At 77.3% G+C, this 16885-nt stretch carries 14 protein-coding genes and 1 pseudogene; 8 read left to right on the forward strand and 7 right to left on the reverse strand.

What is annotated here, in order from left to right; translation table 11 throughout:
• Window positions 1-275: hypothetical protein (locus VGB14_19160; protein ID HEX9995052.1), on the reverse strand; the 275-nt coding region annotated here is incomplete at its 3' end.
• Window positions 275-1099 carry an endonuclease/exonuclease/phosphatase family protein gene (locus VGB14_19165; GenBank protein ID HEX9995053.1) on the reverse strand — a complete coding sequence of 275 codons (825 nt, stop codon included), beginning with the start codon at window positions 1097-1099 and terminating at the stop codon, window positions 275-277. The genes VGB14_19160 and VGB14_19165, both read right to left, overlap by 1 nt.
• 76 nt (window positions 1100-1175) lie before the next feature.
• Here VGB14_19165 and VGB14_19170 point away from each other — a divergent pair, with 76 nt between their 5' ends.
• Window positions 1176-3227 (forward strand): UvrD-helicase domain-containing protein, encoded by a 2052-nt coding sequence (locus VGB14_19170; protein ID HEX9995054.1) that lies wholly within the window; start codon window positions 1176-1178, stop codon window positions 3225-3227.
• Between the two features lies 1 nt (window position 3228).
• Here VGB14_19170 and VGB14_19175 read toward each other — a convergent pair whose 3' ends face one another.
• Entirely contained in the window at window positions 3229-3426 is a 198-nt protein-coding gene (locus VGB14_19175; GenBank protein ID HEX9995055.1) for a heavy-metal-associated domain-containing protein, read from the reverse strand.
• A gap of 41 nt (window positions 3427-3467) precedes the next feature.
• Here VGB14_19175 and VGB14_19180 point away from each other — a divergent pair, with 41 nt between their 5' ends.
• Entirely contained in the window at window positions 3468-4832 is a 1365-nt protein-coding gene (locus VGB14_19180) for an FAD-dependent oxidoreductase (protein HEX9995056.1), read from the forward strand.
• A 1-nt stretch (window position 4833) separates the two neighbouring features.
• Here the strand turns inward: VGB14_19180 and VGB14_19185 are convergent, their stop codons facing one another.
• Window positions 4834-5292, reverse strand: a complete 459-nt coding sequence (locus VGB14_19185; protein ID HEX9995057.1) for a MarR family transcriptional regulator — start codon at window positions 5290-5292, stop codon at window positions 4834-4836.
• A gap of 123 nt (window positions 5293-5415) precedes the next feature.
• Here VGB14_19185 and VGB14_19190 point away from each other — a divergent pair, with 123 nt between their 5' ends.
• Window positions 5416-5988, forward strand: a complete 573-nt coding sequence (locus tag VGB14_19190; protein HEX9995058.1) for a YceI family protein — start codon at window positions 5416-5418, stop codon at window positions 5986-5988.
• Window positions 5985-6479 (forward strand): VOC family protein, encoded by a 495-nt coding sequence (locus VGB14_19195; GenBank protein ID HEX9995059.1) that lies wholly within the window; start codon window positions 5985-5987, stop codon window positions 6477-6479. Before VGB14_19190 ends, VGB14_19195 begins: the two co-directional genes overlap by 4 nt.
• A 179-nt stretch (window positions 6480-6658) precedes the next feature.
• Here VGB14_19195 and VGB14_19200 read toward each other — a convergent pair.
• Window positions 6659-7144: pseudogene (locus VGB14_19200) on the reverse strand (glycosyltransferase family 2 protein).
• A gap of 47 nt (window positions 7145-7191) precedes the next feature.
• On the opposite strand from VGB14_19200, the gene VGB14_19205 reads away from it, so the two are divergent.
• Complete coding sequence (locus tag VGB14_19205) at window positions 7192-8607, forward strand: hypothetical protein (GenBank protein HEX9995060.1); 1416 nt, start codon at window positions 7192-7194, stop codon at window positions 8605-8607.
• Between the two features lie 146 nt (window positions 8608-8753).
• Here VGB14_19205 and VGB14_19210 read toward each other — a convergent pair whose 3' ends face one another.
• Window positions 8754-9419, reverse strand: coding sequence for a metal-dependent transcriptional regulator (locus VGB14_19210; protein HEX9995061.1), 666 nt, complete (start codon window positions 9417-9419; stop codon window positions 8754-8756).
• 85 nt (window positions 9420-9504) lie between these two features.
• On the opposite strand from VGB14_19210, the gene VGB14_19215 reads away from it, so the two are divergent.
• The 3 genes from VGB14_19215 to VGB14_19225 all read left to right on the forward strand — a co-directional run bounded on the left by VGB14_19215 (window position 9505) and on the right by VGB14_19225 (window position 16303).
• Window positions 9505-10047 carry a hypothetical protein gene (locus tag VGB14_19215; GenBank protein HEX9995062.1) on the forward strand — a complete coding sequence of 181 codons (543 nt, stop codon included), beginning with the start codon at window positions 9505-9507 and terminating at the stop codon, window positions 10045-10047.
• 59 nt (window positions 10048-10106) lie between these two features.
• The gene (locus tag VGB14_19220) at window positions 10107-14624 is read left to right on the forward strand and encodes a DEAD/DEAH box helicase (GenBank protein HEX9995063.1); all 4518 of its coding nucleotides are present in this window, start codon (window positions 10107-10109) and stop codon (window positions 14622-14624) included.
• 380 nt (window positions 14625-15004) lie between these two features.
• Window positions 15005-16303 carry an acyltransferase gene (locus VGB14_19225; protein ID HEX9995064.1) on the forward strand — a complete coding sequence of 433 codons (1299 nt, stop codon included), beginning with the start codon at window positions 15005-15007 and terminating at the stop codon, window positions 16301-16303.
• Here VGB14_19225 and VGB14_19230 read toward each other — a convergent pair.
• On the reverse strand, window positions 16227-16885 hold a 659-nt coding region (locus tag VGB14_19230; protein HEX9995065.1), incomplete at its 5' end, for a hypothetical protein. The genes VGB14_19225 and VGB14_19230 overlap by 77 nt on opposite strands.

The following is a 16885-nucleotide window of genomic DNA, read 5'->3' on the forward strand; positions in this document are numbered from 1 at the left end:
GAGCCGAGCCCCTCGCCCGGCCGGCCGACGGCCCGTCCGACGAGCGCCCGCCCGCCGGGCGACAGCGGCCCGCCCGTCACCCTGGCCAGGTGGTCGGCCGGCGACAGCCCGGCCCGCAGGGTGGCGGCCACGCTCGACCCGGCCGACGTGCCGACCAGGACGGCCGCCTCCCTGGCGTCCCACCCGGTCTCCCTGGCCAGGGTGGCGACGACCCCGCAGTGCCAGGCGTGCCCGACGATGCCGCCGGCCCCGAGCACCAGCCCGATCGTCGCCATCAGTACCGCAGCTCGGCCAGCACGGCGTAGTGGTCCGACGGCTGCACGCCGTCGACCGGCTCGGTGCCCACCACCTCGGCCCGCACCACGTGGCCCCGGCCGCCCTTCTTGGGCCACCCGGCCAGCACGTAGTCGATGCGGCGGTCGGGCTCGAGGTCCAGGCGGGCGAACGGGTTGGCGTTGCACCAGGTGAAGCCGGGCCCGTCGCCGGCCACCTCCCAGGCGTCATGGAAGACGAGGCCGGGCTCGGGGACGGTGGCCCGGCCGGTGAGCATCCGGATCTCGTCCGAGTCGGGCGCCGAGTTGAGGTCGCCGCACAGGACGGCCGGGAACGACCGGTGGGGCGACTCCTTCACGAACCGGCACACGGCCCGCACCTGGTCCTGGCGGATCTCGCTCTGGTCGAACCGCCAGTTCAGGTGGGTGCAGAACACCTGGATCGGCCCCCTCGGCCCGTCCACGTCGGCCCGCATGACCCGCCGGCGCTCGTCCTGGGCCGGCGGCGCCGGCAGGTTCCGCCCCTCCGACCGGGTGATCGGCCAGCGGGACAGCACGGCGTTGCCGAACCGCACGCGGTCGAGGTCCAGGTGGGCGTCGTAGGCGTGGTGGAGCCCGAGGCGCTCGCCGAGCTCGGCGGCCTGGTTCCTCGTGCCGTCGTCCCACACCTCCTGGAGGCACACGACGTCGGCGTCGAGGGCGGCGAGCGTGGCCGCGATGGCCGGCAGCCGCTCCTCCCAGGGACCGAACCGCCACCACACGTTCCAGGTCACCACCCGCACGGTGGTGTCGACCAGCTCGCCGTAGTGGCCGGTGGTCTCCGTCACGGCCGGCATCCTGCCAGAGCCCGCCGTCGCGGCCGGCCGCCGGTAGACTCGTCCACTCCCCGGAGCAGAGGACGGTATGGCGCTCCACCCAGAGCTGGCCGCCGAGCAGGCCTACATCGACCACGCCTACGAGTGCCTGGAAGCGGCACGAGCCTCGGCCGAGCGGCTGCGGTCCATGGTCGAGGTCGGCCGGGGTGGCACCGAGCAGGCCCGCTTCGAGCGGGACGTGATCGAGGAGACGATCAGCCAGCGCCTCTCCCAGCTGGAGCTGGGCGACGCCGCCCTCGTGTTCGGCCGGATCGACCGGGAGACCGGCGAGCGCTTCTACATCGGCCGCCTCGCCGTGGCCGACGAGCACCAGGAGCCGCTCGTCGTCGACTGGCGGGCGCCGGTGGCCGAGCCGTTCTACCGGGCGACCGGCCGCAGCCCGATGGGGCTGTCCCGGCGCCGCCACTTCGCCACCAGGGGCCGCACCCTCCTCGACATCGAGGACGAGGTGTTCGGGGTGGACGGGAACACGCCGGACGACGTCATCGTCGGCCAGGGCGCCCTGATGACCGCGCTGGAGCAGGCGAGGACCGGTCGCCTCGGCGACATCGTCGCCACCATCCAGGCCGAGCAGGACGAGATCATCCGGGCAGAGCTGCCCGGGGTGCTCGTCGTGCAGGGCGGGCCGGGGACGGGCAAGACCGTCGTCGCCCTCCACCGGGCCGCCTACCTGCTCTACACCCACCGCTTCCCGCTCGAGGGGCAGGGCGTGCTCGTGCTCGGGCCCAACCGCCTGTTCCTCGGCTACATCGAGCGGGTCCTGCCGTCGCTCGGCGAGGCCGGCGTCGAGCTGGCCGTGCTGGCCGACCTCCTGCCCGACGTGACCGTCAGCGGCACCGACCCGGCCGCCGCCGCCCGCGTGAAGGGCGACCAGCGGATGGCCCGCCTGCTGGCCAAGGCGGTGCGGGACCGCCAGCGGCCGCTGCGGGGCGACCTCGTGGTCGGGTACGGGCCCACCTACCTGCGGTGCACGGCCGAGCAGTCGTCCCGCATCGTGTCGACGGCCCGCCGCCGGTTCCGGGCCCACAACGCCGGCCGCCGCTTCGTGGAGGGCGAGCTGTGGGGCGCCCTGGCCGCCAGCGCCCGCACCCCGCTCGACGCCGGCCAGGTCCGCGAGCGCCTGCGGGGCACGCCCGAGATCCGCGAGGCGCTGGAACGCATGTGGCCGGTGCTCACCCCGGCCGAGCTGCTCCACGACCTGTTCGGGTCGACGGCCCTGCTGGCCCTCGCGGCGAGGGGGACGCTCCAGCCCGAGGAGTGGGCGGCGCTGTACCGGCCCCGCTCGGAGGACGTGGGCCGGGTGGCGTGGACCGACGCCGACGTGCCCCTCCTCGACGAGGCCAGGTCCCTGCTCGGCCCCCGGCCGAAGGACAAGGACGACGAGCTCCGCACGTACGGCCACATCGTCGTCGACGAGGCCCAGGACCTGTCGCCCATGCAGCTGCGGATGATCACCCGCCGCTCGCTGAACGGGTCGATGACCGTGGTCGGCGACATCGCCCAGGCCACCGGGGCGTGGGCCCACGACGGCTGGGACGACGTGCTCGCCCACCTGCCCGACCGCCGCCCGGCCCGCCGCCGGGAGCTGACGATCGGCTACCGCATCCCCACCCAGAACATGGTGCTGGCCGCCCGGGTGCTGGCCGTGGCCGCCCCCGACCTGCGCCCGCCCCGGTCGGTGCGGGAGGGCGGCGGCCCGCCCCGCATCCTCCGCACCGAGCCCGGCCGGCTGCCCGAGGCCCTCGCCGCCCTGGTCGACCAGGAGCGGGACGCGGTCGGCGCCGGCACCCTGGCCGTGATCTGCGCCGCCTCCCAGGCCGACGAGCTGAGCGCGGCGCTGTCGACCGCCGGGGTGGCCCACGCCAGGGCCGGCCGGGCCGCCCTCGACGCGCCGGTGACGATCGTGCCCGTCCACCTCGTGAAGGGCCTGGAGCTCGACGCCACCGTCGTCGTCGAGCCGTCCCGCATCGTGGACGAGGAGGCCCAGGGGCTGCGCGCCCTCTACGTGGCGCTCACCAGGGCGACCAAGCGCCTGGCCGTGCTCCACACGGGGGCGCTGCCCGACGCCCTCCGGGAGTGAGTCAGGCGCTCACCTCGTAGCCGGCCTCGTCGATCGCCGACCGCACGGCCTCGTCGGGCGCCTCGCCCACCACGGTCACGGTCTTCGCGCCGACGTCGACGGTCACGGACTCGACGCCGGCCACCGCGCCGACCTCGCCCTCGATCGCCGTCTTGCAGTGGTCGCAGCTGATGCCGGGGACCGAGTACGTGCGCTCCATGCCCCGGAGGCTACGTGGCGGCGGAGGTAGCGTCCGCCCCCGTGCGCGCCCGGGTCGCCGTCCTCGGCGCCGGCCCGGCCGGGCTGGCGGCGGCGTGGCGGGCGGCCTCGGCCGGCCACGAGGTGGTCGTGCTCGACCGGGCCCCGGTGGTCGGCGGGATGGCCGGCAGCTTCACCGTCGCCGGCGTGCGGGTCGACCACGGCAGCCACCGCCTCCACCCGTCGATCGACCCGGGGATCCTCGCCGCGCTCGACGACCTCCTCGGCCCCGGCGGCCTCCAGCGCCGGGAGCGCCGGGGCCGCATCCGCCTGGCCGGGCGGTGGGTGGCCTTCCCGCTGCGGGCCGGCGACCTCGTCCGCCACCTGCCGCCCCGGTTCGCCGCCGGCGCCCTGGCCGCGCCTCTGCGGCGGGGCGACGACGGCTCCTTCGCCGGGGTCGTGCGCTCCCGGTTCGGCGCGGCGGTGGCCGACGAGTTCTACGGCCCCTACGCCCGGAAGCTGTGGGGCCGCGACGCCGGGGAGCTGTCGGCCGACCTGGCCAGGCGCCGGGTGAGCGCCGGGTCGGCGACGGCGCTGGCCGCGAGGGTGCTGCGGGCCCGGCGGCCGGAGGGGCGGCGCTTCCTGTACCCGGCCGGCGGCTTCGGGGCCATCGCCGAGGCGCTGGCCGGCGCGGCGACCGCGGCCGGGGCCGACGTCCGCCTCGGCGCCGAGGTGCGCTCGATCCGGCTGGGCGACGCCGAGGCCGCGGTGGCGACGGCCGACGGCGGCGAGGTGACGGCCGACCTCGTCTGGTCGACGCTCCCGCTCGGCGCCCTGCCCCGGCTGGTGGCCGACCCGCCGCCGCCCCCGCTGCCCACCGTCGAGGTGCGGGGGCTCGCCCTCGTGTACCTCGTGGTCGACCGGCCCCGCTGGACCCCGTTCGACGCCCACTACTTCCCCGGCGCGGACGTCGCGCTGTCCCGGCTGTCCGAGCCGAGGAACTACCGGGACTCGCCCGCCGACCCGCCCGACCGGACCGTGCTGTGCGCGGAGGTGCCGTGCTCGGTGGGGGACGGGACCTGGTCGGCCGGCGACGGCGACCTGGCCGACCGGGTGCTGCGGGACCTGGCCGGGCAGGACCTGCCGCCCGTGCGCCCGGTCGCCGTGGAGGTCCGGCGCCTGCCGTCGGTCTACCCGGTGGCCACCCCCGACGCCCTGTGGGCCGTCGCCGCCCTCGACGCCTGGGCCAACGCCCACCCGCGCCTCGTCACCCTCGGCCGCCAGGGCCTCGTGGTCGGCGACAACACCCACCACGTGCTGGCCATGGGCTGGGCCGCGGCCGCCTGCCTGCTCCCCGACGGCACGTACGACCGCCGGGCCTGGGCCGAGGCCCGCCGCCGCTTCCGCGGCCACGTGGTGGAGGACTGAGCTAGGGCCGGCGGAGGCGGTCGAGCACGGCGACCAGGGTCGCCCGCTCGTCGTCGCTCATCCGCCCGGTGAGGTGCTCGTCGACCCCCCGCACGTGCACGGCGGTCGCCTCGTCGAGCTTGGCCCGGCCGGCCTCGGTCAGGCACAGCCAGGACACCCGCCGGTCCGACGGGCAGGCCGAGCGGCGGACGTAGCCGGCGGCCTCGATGCGGTCGGCGAGGCGGGTGAGGCCGCCCGACGTGAGGCTCACCTCCCTGGCCAGCTCGCTCATCGTCTTGCGCCCCTGGTCCGAGCGGCCGATGCGCAGCAGCACCTCGTACCAGAGGAGGGGGATCCCGCACTCCCGCTCGAGCTCGGCGCCCAGCACGCGGACGAGCCGGGCGTGGGCCTCGAGCAGCAGCCCCATGGCGGTCAGCCGCTCGTCGGCGATGCCGCACGCCGGCGCGTCGGTCACGTCCACGCCTCCATGGTACGACGCCGCCCCTTGACAGCGCGGTGACTGTCTCGGAATAATCTGACACAGCAAATGTTCGGTTCATGTGGATCAGCCGGGACCGAGGTCCCCAGACGCGAGGAGCGCCCCGTGAGCGACACCGCCGCCAGCCTTCCCACCACCACCCCGCTCGCCGCCGGCCGCTGGGCCGTCGACGCCAGCCACTCGTCGGTCGAGTTCGTGGCCCGCCACCTCGTCGCCAAGACCAGGGGCCGGTTCACGTCCTTCCAGGGCGCCGTCGTCGTCGGCGACACCGTCGAGACGTCCTCGGCCGAGGCCACCATCGACGTCGCCAGCGTCGACACCGGCGAGCCCCAGCGGGACGGCCACCTCCGCTCCGGCGACTTCTTCGACGCCGAGCAGCACCCGACCATGACCTTCCGCTCGACCCGGATCCGCCACCTCGGCGGCGACCGCTTCGCGGCCGACGGCGAGCTGACCCTCCGGGGCGTCTCCCACCCGGTCACCCTCGACGCCGAGTTCCACGGCGTCACCACCGACCCGTGGGGCGGCGTGCGGGCCGGCTTCTCGGCCACCACCGAGCTCGACCGCGAGGCGTTCGGCCTCACCTGGAACCAGGTGCTCGAGACCGGCGGCCTGCTCGTCGGCAAGAAGGTGAAGATCGAGATCGAAGCCGAGCTGATCCGCCAGGCGGACGCGTGACCGTCACCCGGCTGAACCACGCCGTCCTCTACGTCAGGGACGTCGCGGCATCGGTCGAGTTCTACCGGCGGGCCCTCGGGCTCGAGGTGATCGCCGAGGTTCCCGGGGGCCGGGCGGCGTTCCTGCGGGCGGCGGGGTCGGGCAACCACCACGACCTCGGGCTGTTCGGGGTCGGGCCGTCCGCCCCCCGGCCGCCCCGGGGCGCCACCGGCCTCTACCACCTCGCCTGGGAGGTGGCCACGATCGAGGACCTGGCCGCACTGCGGCGCACGCTGGCGGCGCTCGGCGCCCTGGTCGGCCAGTCCGACCACGGCGCCAGCAAGTCGCTCTACGCCGTGGACCCCGACGGGAACGAGCTCGAGGTCATGTGGGCGGTGCCGAGGGAGGCGTGGGGCGAGCTCGGGCGCAGCGCGCCGGTCGCCCCGCTCGACCTCGACGCCGAGGTCGCGAGGTGGGGCGGCGCCCAGGCCCCGGTCCGCAGCTCCTCGTAGACGGCCGGCACGACCTGGCGCAGGTACGGGCCGAGGCGGACGAAGGACCGCCCGGCCGTCCTGAACCGGTAGGAGATCGGGACCTCGGTGTAGCGGAAGCCCTTGGCCAGCAGGTCGAGGGTGAGCACCTGGGCGTAGTTGAAGTCGTGGACGACCTCGGCGGCCGCCGCCGCCTCCCTGGACAGGGCGCGGTAGCCGCTCTGGCCGTCGGTGATGCGGCGGCCGGCCAGCAGTGACAGCGCCCCGGTCAGCACGCGGTTGCCCACCATCCGGTGGGGCCGCATGCGCCGGGGCCCGCCCGCGAACCGGCTGCCGACGACGTAGTCCGCCTCGCCGGCGAGGATCGGCCCGACCAGGCGGGCGAGCTCGGCCGGGTCGTACTCCCCGTCGGCGTCGCAGAAGGCGACGGCCATGGCCCCGGCGTCCACCGCCTCGGCGAGGCCCCGGCGCACGGCGGCACCGAGGCCGGCGTGGGCGACGGTGACGACGGTGGCCCCGGCTGCCGCGGCGGCCTCGGCGGTGCCGTCGGTCGACCCGTCGTCGACGACGAGGACCCGCACGGGGTGGCCGCCGACCTCGGCGGGGGCCCTGGCGACGACGGCGGCGACGGTCGCCACCTCGTCGTGGGCGGGCAGGAAGAGGACGACGGGCTCCTCGGCGTGCATGTTAGGTGAGCTTTACACACGCCGTCCCGGGCGTCTAGCGTCGGGCCGTGCACGGGCTGCGGCGCGCCCTCGTCCTCACCGCGCTGGCCGTGGCGGCCTGGACCGCGCTCGGCACGCCGCTGCGCGCCACCTACGGCGCGAGGACGACGGCCGACGAGCCCCAGTACCTGCTGACGGCGATCAGCCTGGGGGAGGACGGCGACCTCGACATCGCCGACGAGCGGGACGCCGAGCGCTGGCGGGCCTTCCACGAGGCGCCGCTGCCGGTCCAGGAGGAGCCGCTGGCCGACGGTCGCCGGGTCAGCCCCCACGACCCGCTCCTGCCCCTGCTCCTCGCCGGGCCGGTGCTGGCCGGCGGGTGGGTGGCGGCCAAGCTCGCCCTGGCCGCCGTCGCCGGGCTCCTCGCCGCCGCCACCGTGTGGGTGGCGGTCGAGCGGTTCGCCGTGCCCGTCCCCGTCGCCGTGCTCGCCGCGCTGGCCTTCGGCGCGTCCGCCCCGCTCGCCTTCTACGGCACCCAGGTGTACCCCGAGATCGTGAGCGCCCTGGCCGTGACCGTGGCCGCCGGCGCCGCCGCCGGGCCGCTCGGCCGGCGCGGGCTCGTCGTGCTCGGCGTCGCCGTCGCCGCCCTGCCGTGGCTCGCCGTGAAGACGGTGCCGGTCGCCGCCGCGCTGGCAGCCGCCGGGCTGTGGCGGCTGTGGCGGTCGGGCCGGGGCCGCGCCGCGCTCGGCCTGGTCGCCGGGCTGGCCGCCGCCGGCGTGGCCTTCGTCGTCGTCCACCGCCTGCTCTACGGCGGGTGGACGGTGTACGCCGCCGGCGACCACTTCGTCGGCGGCGAGGCGACGGTCATGGGGGTCGACCCCGACTACGCCGGCCGGTCGTCCCGGCTCGTCGGGCTGCTCGTCGACCGGGGCTTCGGCCTGGCCGCGTGGCAGCCGGGCTGGCTCCTCGCCGTCCCCGCCCTCGGCGCCCTGCTCGCCGCCCGCCCCCGCCGGTGGGGGGTGCTGGCCCTGCCCCTGGCCGCCGGCTGGCTCACGGCCACCTTCCTCGCCCTGACCATGCACGGCTGGTGGTTCCCCGGCCGCCAGGTCGTCGCCGTCCTGCCCCTCGCCGTCGTCGCCGTCGCCTGGTGGGCCGCCCGCCTCGCCCGGGGCCCGATTCTGCTGGCCGTCGCCGGCGGGGTCGGGGCGCTCACGGCCGCCTGGTACGGCGCCGAGGTGCTGGCCGGCCGCCTGCGCCTCGTCATCGACGTCGACGCGACCACGGCGCCGCTCGTCCGCCTCGTCCGCCCCCTCCTGCCCGACTACCGCGCCCCGTCGGCCTGGACGTGGGCGCTGCACGTCGCGTGGGTGGCGGCCGTCGCCGCCCTCGCCCTGTACGGCCGGCGCACCGTGCGCCGGCCCGTCCCCGCCCGAACCCTCACCTCGGAGGAGCCATGTCCCCGTCCCGTCCCGTCCGCTTCCTGACCGCGGCGGTGGTGGCCGCCACGCTCGTGATCGCCGGCTGCGGCGACGACGGCTCGTCGGTCCGCGACACCGGCTCGGGGTCCGGCTCCGGGTCGGGCTCGGGGTCCGGCTCCGGCTCCGGCTCGACGTCGGACTGACGCCCTGGGTCAGCCCCGCGTCACGAGGATGCGGTGGCTGGCGAAGGGCTGGATGCCGACGGGGCGGCCGTCGATGTGCACGGTCGTCCCGTCGGCGGACGACGCCGTCACCTCGCCCCGCTGGCCGGGCTGGAGCGACGCGTCCTCCAGGAACTCGAGCATCCCCGGCGTGAACTCCAACTCCTCGGGGATCCGGGTGACGACGAAGCGGTCGCCCACCGCCACGTCGGCGAGGGGCATGGTCTCGGGCGACGTGTACGAGGAGCCCGGGATGGGGTTGCCGTGCGGGCAGGTGGTCGGCGCCCCGAGCAGGCGGTCCATGGCCCGCTCGACGCTGTCGGAGATCACGTGCTCCCACTTGCCGGCCTCGCGGTGGGCCTCGGCCCACGACAGCCCCAGCACGTCGGTGAGGAAGCGCTCGGCCAGGCGGTGGCGGCGGACGACGCGTTCGGCCAGGCGGGTGCCGGCCTCGGTCAGGCGGACGGTCCCCGCGATCTCGACGAAGCCCTGGGCCTCCATCCGCCGGATCATCTCGGAGACCGCCGGGCGGGACACGCCGAGGCGCTCGGCGATGCGGGCCTGGATCACCTCGACGTCGTCCTCGTGGAGCTCGAACACCGCCTCGCAGTACTCCTCGAACGCCGGGTGGAACTCGGGCGCGCGGTAGTCGGCCACGGGCGCGAAGTCTACGACCGGGCACGTTCGGGCACGCGACCGGGCCGGGTTTGCCTCCGCGAGGGCACGGGTAGCCGGGGTGGCGATGGCGAACACCTCCCGACCGGCGGCGGAGCACAACCTCCTTGCCACCTTCGGCGACCTCACGCAGGCCCGGAAGGCCATGCAGCAGCTGGAGCGGGCGGGGGTCGAGGCCGGCGACATCGTCCTGCACGGCGGCGACACGGCGCCGGCCACCGGCGCCGCCGCCCGCGAGCAGGACGTGGCGGTCACCAAGCACGTCGCCAAGTGGGCCATCGGCGGCGCCGTGATCGGCGGCATCGTGTCGGGCGCCATCCTCGTGCTCGTGATCAACCTGATCGGCGTCGAGCCCCGGATGCCGGCGTCGGTCGCCTCGTTCATCGCCGGGTTCCTGTTCGGCGGGGCCATCGTCGGGTTCTGGACGGGCGGCAAGGAGATCCCCGTCAACGCCGAGGCCCTCGAGGACACGTTCGGGCGCCGGGTCGACGGCACCGTCGCCGTCGCCGTGCACACCGACGACGCCGGCCTCGCCGGCAAGGCCGAGGACGTGCTGCGCGGCCTCGGGTCGGCCGACGTCCGCCGCTACGGCCGCGACGCCACCGGCTGACCCCCCGCCGGCCCGTCCGGCCGGCGTTCCCGTCACACCCCCTGCGTAGGGTGGGCCCCGTGGTGCTGGACTCGTTCTCGCCGGCCGTTCGGGCCTGGTTCACCACGTCGTTCGCCGCGCCCACCCCGGCCCAGGAGCAGGGCTGGCCGGCCATCGCCGCCGGCCGCCACACCCTGATCCTCGCCCCCACCGGCTCGGGCAAGACCCTCGCCGCCTTCCTCTGGGCGCTGGACCGGCTCACGACCGAGCCGCTCCCGCCGGAGGAGCGGCGCACCCGGCTGGTCTACGTGTCGCCGCTGCGGGCGCTGGCGGTCGACGTCGAGAAGAACCTGCGGGCCCCGCTCCAGGGCATCCGCCTGGCCGCCGACCGCCTCGGCGAGCCGGTCGTGGAGCCCACCGTCGGCATGCGCACCGGCGACACCCCGGCCGAGGAGCGCCGGGCCCTGGTCCGCCGCCCGCCGGACGTGCTGATCACCACGCCGGAGTCCCTCTACCTCATGTTGACGTCGAGGGCTCGGGACACCTTGCGAGGGGTGCGGTGGGTGATCGTCGACGAGATCCACGCCCTCGCCGCCACCAAGCGCGGCTCGCACCTGGCGCTGACCCTGGAGCGGCTCGAGGCCGTGTGCGAGGCGCCGCCCCAGCGCATCGGGCTGTCGGCCACCCAGCGCCCGCTCGACGAGATCGCCCGGTTCCTCGGCGGCATCGGGCCGGACCGGGGGCCCCGCCCGGTCACCGTCGTCGACGCCGGGGTCCGCAAGCCGCTCGAGGTCGAGGTCGTCGTCCCGGTGGAGGACATGGGCGAGCTCGGCCGGGTGGTGGACGAGCCGGTCAGCGGGCCGGCGGCGGCCGGGCCGGTGCGCCAGAGCATCTGGCCGGCCATCCACCCCCGCCTCCTCGAGCTGGTGCGGTCCCACCGGTCCACGCTCGTGTTCGTCAACGCCCGGCGCCTGGCCGAGCGGCTGGCCACCCGGCTCAACGAGCTGGCCGCCGGCGGGGAGGAGCGCGCCGGCGAGGCCCTCGGCCAGCCCCCGGCCCCCGAGGGCGGGGTGGAGCTGGTCAAGGCCCACCACGGGTCGCTCAGCCGGGAGCGGCGCCTGGCCATCGAGGACGAGCTGAAGACGGGCCGGCTGAAGGGCCTCGTCGCCACCAGCTCGCTGGAGCTCGGGATCGACATGGGCGCCGTGGACCTCGTCGTGCAGGTGGAGTCGCCCGGCGCCGTCAGCCGGGGCCTCCAGCGCATCGGCCGGGCCGGGCACCAGGTGGGGGAGCCGTCGCGGGGGAAGCTGTTCCCGAAGCACCGGGCCGACCTCGTCGAGGCCGCCGTCGTGGTCGACCGCATGCGCGAGGGGCTGATCGAGTCCACCCGCTACCCGAGGAGCCCGCTCGACGTCCTCGCCCAGCAGGTCGTCGCCATGGCGGCCATGGACGACTGGCCGGTCGACGGGCTGGCCGCGCTGGTCCGGCGGGCGGCGCCGTTCGCCGACGTCTCCGACGAGGTCCTGCACTCGGTGCTCGACCTGCTCGCCGGCCGCTACCCGTCCGAGGAGTTCGCCGAGCTGCGGCCGCGGGTCGTGTGGGACCGCGTCCAGGGCGTGATCCGGGGCCGGGCCGGCGCCCAGCGGCTGGCCGTCACCAGCGGCGGGACCATCCCCGACCGCGGCCTGTTCGGCGTGTTCCTGCCCGACGGCACCCGGGTCGGCGAGCTGGACGAGGAGATGGTCTACGAGAGCCGCCCGGGCGAGACATTCCTGCTGGGCGCGAGCACCTGGCGCATCGAGGAGATCACCTTCGAGCGGGTCGTCGTCACCCCCGCGCCCGGGCAGCCGGGGAAGATGCCGTTCTGGCACGGCGACGGGCCGGGCCGGCCGCTCGAGCTCGGGCGGGCCGTCGGCGAGTTCGTGCGCACGGTGCGGGAGCTGCCGGCGCGGGAGGCCGTCACCCGGCTGCGGGAGCGGTCGGGGCTGGACGAGCTGGCCGCCCTGAACCTGCTCCGCTACCTGGAGGAGCAGGCGGAGGCGACGGGCGCGGTGCCGGACGACCGCACGGTCGTGGTCGAGCGCTTCCGCGACGAGATCGGCGACTGGCGGGTGTGCGTGCTGTCCCCGTTCGGCGCCCGGGTGCACGCGCCGTGGGCGATGGCCCTCCAGCACCGGCTCGAGGAGCGGTGGGGGATGGCCGTCGAGGTCTTGTGGAGCGACGACGGCATGGTCGTCCGGCTCCCCGAGGCCGTCGACGAGTTCCCGGTCGACGAGCTCCTCGTGCCGCCCGAGCGGATCGAGGACGTCGTCGTGTCGGCGCTGCCCGGCACCGCCCTGTTCGCGGCCCGGTTCCGGGAGTGCGCGGCGCGGGCGCTGCTGCTGCCTCGGCGGCGGCCGGATCGCCGCACCCCGCTGTGGCAGCAGCGCCAGCGGGCGGCCGACCTGCTGGCCGTGGCGGCCCGGCACCCGACGTTCCCCGTGTTGCTGGAGACGACGAGGGAGTGCCTCCAGGACGTGTTCGACGTGCCCGGCCTGCGCCAGGTGCTGGTCGACCTGCGCTCGCGGCGGATCAGGGTCGTGCCCGTCGACACGCCGCGGGCGTCGCCGTTCGCGTCGTCGCTGCTGTTCGGCTGGATCGCCGTCTACATGTACGAGGGCGACGCGCCGCTGGCCGAGCGCCGGGCCGCGGCCCTGGCCCTCGACCGCGAGCTGCTCCGCGACCTGCTCGGCGCCGAGGAGCTGCGGGAGCTGCTCGACGCGGGCGTGCTCGCCGACCTCGAGCTCGAGCTCCAGCGCCTGGCCGACGGCCGCCGCGCCCGCGACGCCGACGAGGTCCACGACCTGCTGCGGGTGCTCGGCCCGCTCACCGTCGAGGGGGTCGACGCCCGGTGCGAGGTGGCGGCCGGTCCGCTGGTCGACGCCCTGGTCGCCGAGCGGCGGGCCGTGCGGGTCGTGGTGGCCGGCGAGGAGCGGGTGGCGGCGGCGGAGGACGCCGGCCGGCTTCGGGACGCGCTGGGCGTCGCCGTGCCGCCCGGGCTGCCGGCCGCCTTCACCGACCCGGTGCCCGACCCGCTCGGCGACCTCGTCGCCCGCTACGCCAGGACGCACGGCCCGTTCCTGACCGCCCAGGTCGCCGCCTGGCTCGGCGTCGCCGCCGACCGGGTGCGCCCGGCGCTCGAGGCGCTGGAGGCCGACGGGCGGGTGGTGCGGGGCGAGTTCCGGCCGGGCGGGGTCGAGCGCGAGTGGTGCGACGACGACGTGCTGCGGGTGCTGCGCCGGCGCTCGCTGGCCGTCCTGCGCCGGGAGGTCGAGCCGGTCGAAGCCGCCGCCCTGGCCCGGTTCCTGCCCGAGTGGCAGGGCGTCGGCTCGCCCCGGCGAGGGCTCGACGCCGTCGTCGAGGTGGTCGGCCAGCTCCAGGGGGTGGCCGTGCCGGCCTCGGTGCTCGAGGCCGACGTGCTGCCGCTGCGGGTCCAGGGCTACCGGGCCGACCTGCTGGACCAGCTGTGCACCGCGGGCGAGGTCGTCTGGGTCGGCGCCGGGCCGCTCGGGTCGAACGACGGGCGGCTGCGGCTCTGCTTCCGCGACCAGGTCGGCCTCCTCGTCGGCGGGCCGGCGGCCGAGGCGCCCGACGGGCCGCTGCACGACGCGCTGCGCCGCCGGCTGGCCGAGCGGGGCGCCTCCTTCTGGCCCGACCTCGTCGCCGCCGCGGCCGAGGCCGGCCTCGGCTACGCCGACGGCGAGGTGCTCGCCGCGCTGTGGGACCTCGTCTGGGCCGGCGAGGTCACCAACGACTCGCTGGCGCCGGTCCGGGCGCTGCTGTCCGGCGCCGGGCGGCGGGCCGGCGGCGGCAATTCGGCGCGGGCGCGCGGTGGGCGGGCCCGGCCCCGTCCCGGGCGGCTCAGCCGGCTCGGCCCGCCGGCCGGGGCCGGGCGGTGGTCGCTGGTCGCCCCGCTGCTGGCCCCGGTGCCGTCGCCCACGGAGGCGGCCGCCGCCCGGGCCGCCCAGCTGCTGGAGCGCCACGGCGTGCTCACTCGGGAGGCGGCGAGGAGCGAGGGGGTCGAGGGCGGGTTCGCCGCCGTCTACCCGGTGCTCAAGGCGCTGGAGGAGCGGGGGACCGTGCGCCGGGGCTACTTCGTCGCCGGCCTGGGGGCGGCCCAGTTCGCCCTGCCCGGCGCCGTCGACCGGCTGCGCGCCTTCCGCGACGTGCCCGGCGAGCCCAGCCCGGACGACGTGCTCGTCCTCGCCGCCACCGACCCCGCCCAGCCCTACGGTGCCGCGCTGCCCTGGCCGCCCGCCGCCGCCGGCGAGGAGCGCCGGGCCGCCCCGGCCAGGGCGGCCGGCGCCCACGTGGTGCTGGTCGGCGGCCGCCCGGCAGCGCACGTCGAGCGGGGCGGCCGCACCCTGGTCACGTTCGAGGCCACCCCCGACCTCCCCGGCTGGGCCGACGCGCTGGCCGGCCTGGTCAAGGACGGCCGCGTCCGCCGCCTCGAGATCGCCCGCATCGACGGCATCCCCGCCGCCCGTTCCCCCCTCGCCGACGCCCTCCGCGCCGCCGGCTTCGCCGACGGCTACAAGGGCCTCGTCCTCCGGTCCTGAGACGGCCGGCCCGTCGGTCGCGGCGCCCCCCGACCCGTTCGCCGCGGCCGGCGCGGCGCCGACCGGTAGGCCGCCCGGCAGCCCGCCCGAGCTCGCCGACGACTCGGACCCGACCGCGCCGCCCACCCCGCCGTCCGGCCGCCGTCGACGCCCCCGCCGTCGGGCCGCCTCCGATGGCCTCGCCGTCCGGCCGCCTTCGACGGCTCGCCTTCGCGGCCGGGCCCGACGGCCTCGCCGTCCGGCCGCCTTCGACGGCTCGCGCTCGCGGCCGGGCCCGACGGCCTCCGTCCGACCCTCATCGCGGGCGGCGGTGGGCGGCCTCGCCGTCCCGACCCCGCCTGGCCGAGGCGCCGGCCGGTGGCCCGGTACCCTCGCCGGCCGTGCACCGCCGGGCCGACCCGCCCCCGCCCGACGCCGGCGCCGAGCCGGCTGCCGGTGGCGACGGCGGCGAGGTCGGCGGGCTCGAGAGCCCGGCGCTGGCGGGCGGGACGGCGGTCCGGTTCCCGTGCTGCGACGGGCTGCGGGCGGTGGCGGCCGGGGCCGTGCTCGTCTTCCACGCCGCCACCCTCACCGGGCGCACCGCCGACGGGACCGGGGCGAACTACCTCGTCCACCTCGACGTCGGCGTCGCCGTGTTCTTCGTCCTCTCCGGCTTCCTGCTCTACCGCCCCTACGTCGTCGCCCACCTGACCGGCGAGCCCGGCCCGGCGGCCGGCCGCTACCTGCTCCGGCGGGCGGTGCGCATCCTGCCGGCCTACTGGGTGGCGCTCGTAGTGACGGCCCTGGCCTTCGACCAGGTCGACGTCGGCGGCGTCGGCTCGTGGGCCATCCTCGCCGGGCTCTTCCAGATCTACTCCGTCGACCACTTCTTCGACGGCCTCGTCCAGGCCTGGAGCCTCTGCACCGAGGTGTCGTTCTACGTGTTCCTGCCGGTCTGGGCGGCGCTGCTCGCCCGGGTCGGTGGGACGGTGGCCCGCCGCACCAGGGCCCAGGTCGCCGGGCTCGCCGTCCTCGTCGTCGCCAGCCTGGCCTTCAAGGTCGTGCTCCTCGCCCTCGACACCAGCCTCGGCTACGCCTGGCTGCCGGCCTGGCTCGACGTGTTCGCCCTCGGCATGGGCCTCGCCGTCGCCAGCGCGGCGGCGACCGTGCGGCGGGCCGACGGCACCGTCGGCTGGTCGCTCGGCGCCTCGCCCGGCCTCACCTGGCTGGCGGCCGGCTGCCTGTTCTGGGCCCTGTGCCAGCTCGACCTGCCCGTCGGCCTCGCCCCGATCGGCACCGGCCGGTACCTGGCCCGCCAGTCGCTCGCCGGGCTGGTTGCCGTGCTCCTCGTCGCTCCCGCGGTGTTCGGCGCCCAGGACCGCGGCCTCGTCCGCCGGTTCCTCCGCAGCCGGCCGGTCGTCCTGGCCGGGCTCGTGTCCTACGGCGTCTTCCTCTGGCACCTGACCTGGGTGGTCGACGCCGTGCGCCGGGCCGGCGAGGCCGGGGAGGCGCCCCGGTTCCTCCCCGTGCTCGGCACCGCCGTGGCCGGCACGCTGCTGACGGCGACGGCCAGCTACGTCGCCGTCGAGCGGCCGCTGCTCGAGCGGGCCAGGCGGGCGGGCCTCACCGGAACCGGTCGACGAGGTCGTCGAGCAGCGAGCCGACCGTCGCCGGCGCCAGGTCCCGCGCCCGCACGGTGACGACGGCCGGCCCGTCGCCCGCGGTCGCGCAGCCGACCGCCACCGCCGACCGGCCCCTCGCCACCGGGAAGAAGGCCAGCCGGGCGACGCCCGGCAGGGTGAGGCGGCCGAGGTTGGAGACGAGCACGGTGTCCGACAGGCGGCCGGCCACCGGGGCCAGCAGCCGGAGCGCCGGCGACGGATGGCGCTGCTCGACGGCCGGTGCCGGCTCCCGCAGGGCGGCGGCGACGGCGGCGGCGACCGCGCCCGGCGGGTCGATCCCGTCGACGTCCACCCGGGCGTAGCCGGCGCCGTTCCCGACCCCGCCCGGCCCGCCGATGCCGACGGAGACCCCGATCCGACGCCACCGCGACCCGCGGGCCAGCGCCACCGCCGCCCCGGCGCCGACGGCAGCCGCGGCGAGCGCCGCGGTCACCGACGGCACCGATGGCAGGTCGACCGACCGGGCGGCGACCGCGTCCCCGCCGGCCGCCGAAGGGTCGGGCGGGACCCGGTCCGCCGGCCGCACCAGCCGCGCCGCCGCGGCGAGCGCCGAGGACGTCGTCCGGCCGGCGACCGCTCCCGAGCCGGTGCCGGCCCCGG

The sequence above is a fragment of the Acidimicrobiales bacterium genome, assembly GCA_036399815.1.
Taxonomy (GTDB): Bacteria; Actinomycetota; Acidimicrobiia; order Acidimicrobiales; family DASWMK01; genus DASWMK01.

Excerpts from the sequence above, each read along its gene's own strand:
- VGB14_19170 (HEX9995054.1), top strand. The coding sequence starts at position 1,176 with ATGGCGCTCCACCCAGAGCTGGCCGCCGAGCAGGCCTACATCGACCAC.
- VGB14_19175 (HEX9995055.1), bottom strand. The coding sequence starts at position 3,426 with ATGGAGCGCACGTACTCGGTCCCCGGCATCAGCTGCGACCACTGCAAG.
- VGB14_19215 (HEX9995062.1), top strand. The coding sequence starts at position 9,505 with ATGGCGAACACCTCCCGACCGGCGGCGGAGCACAACCTCCTTGCCACC.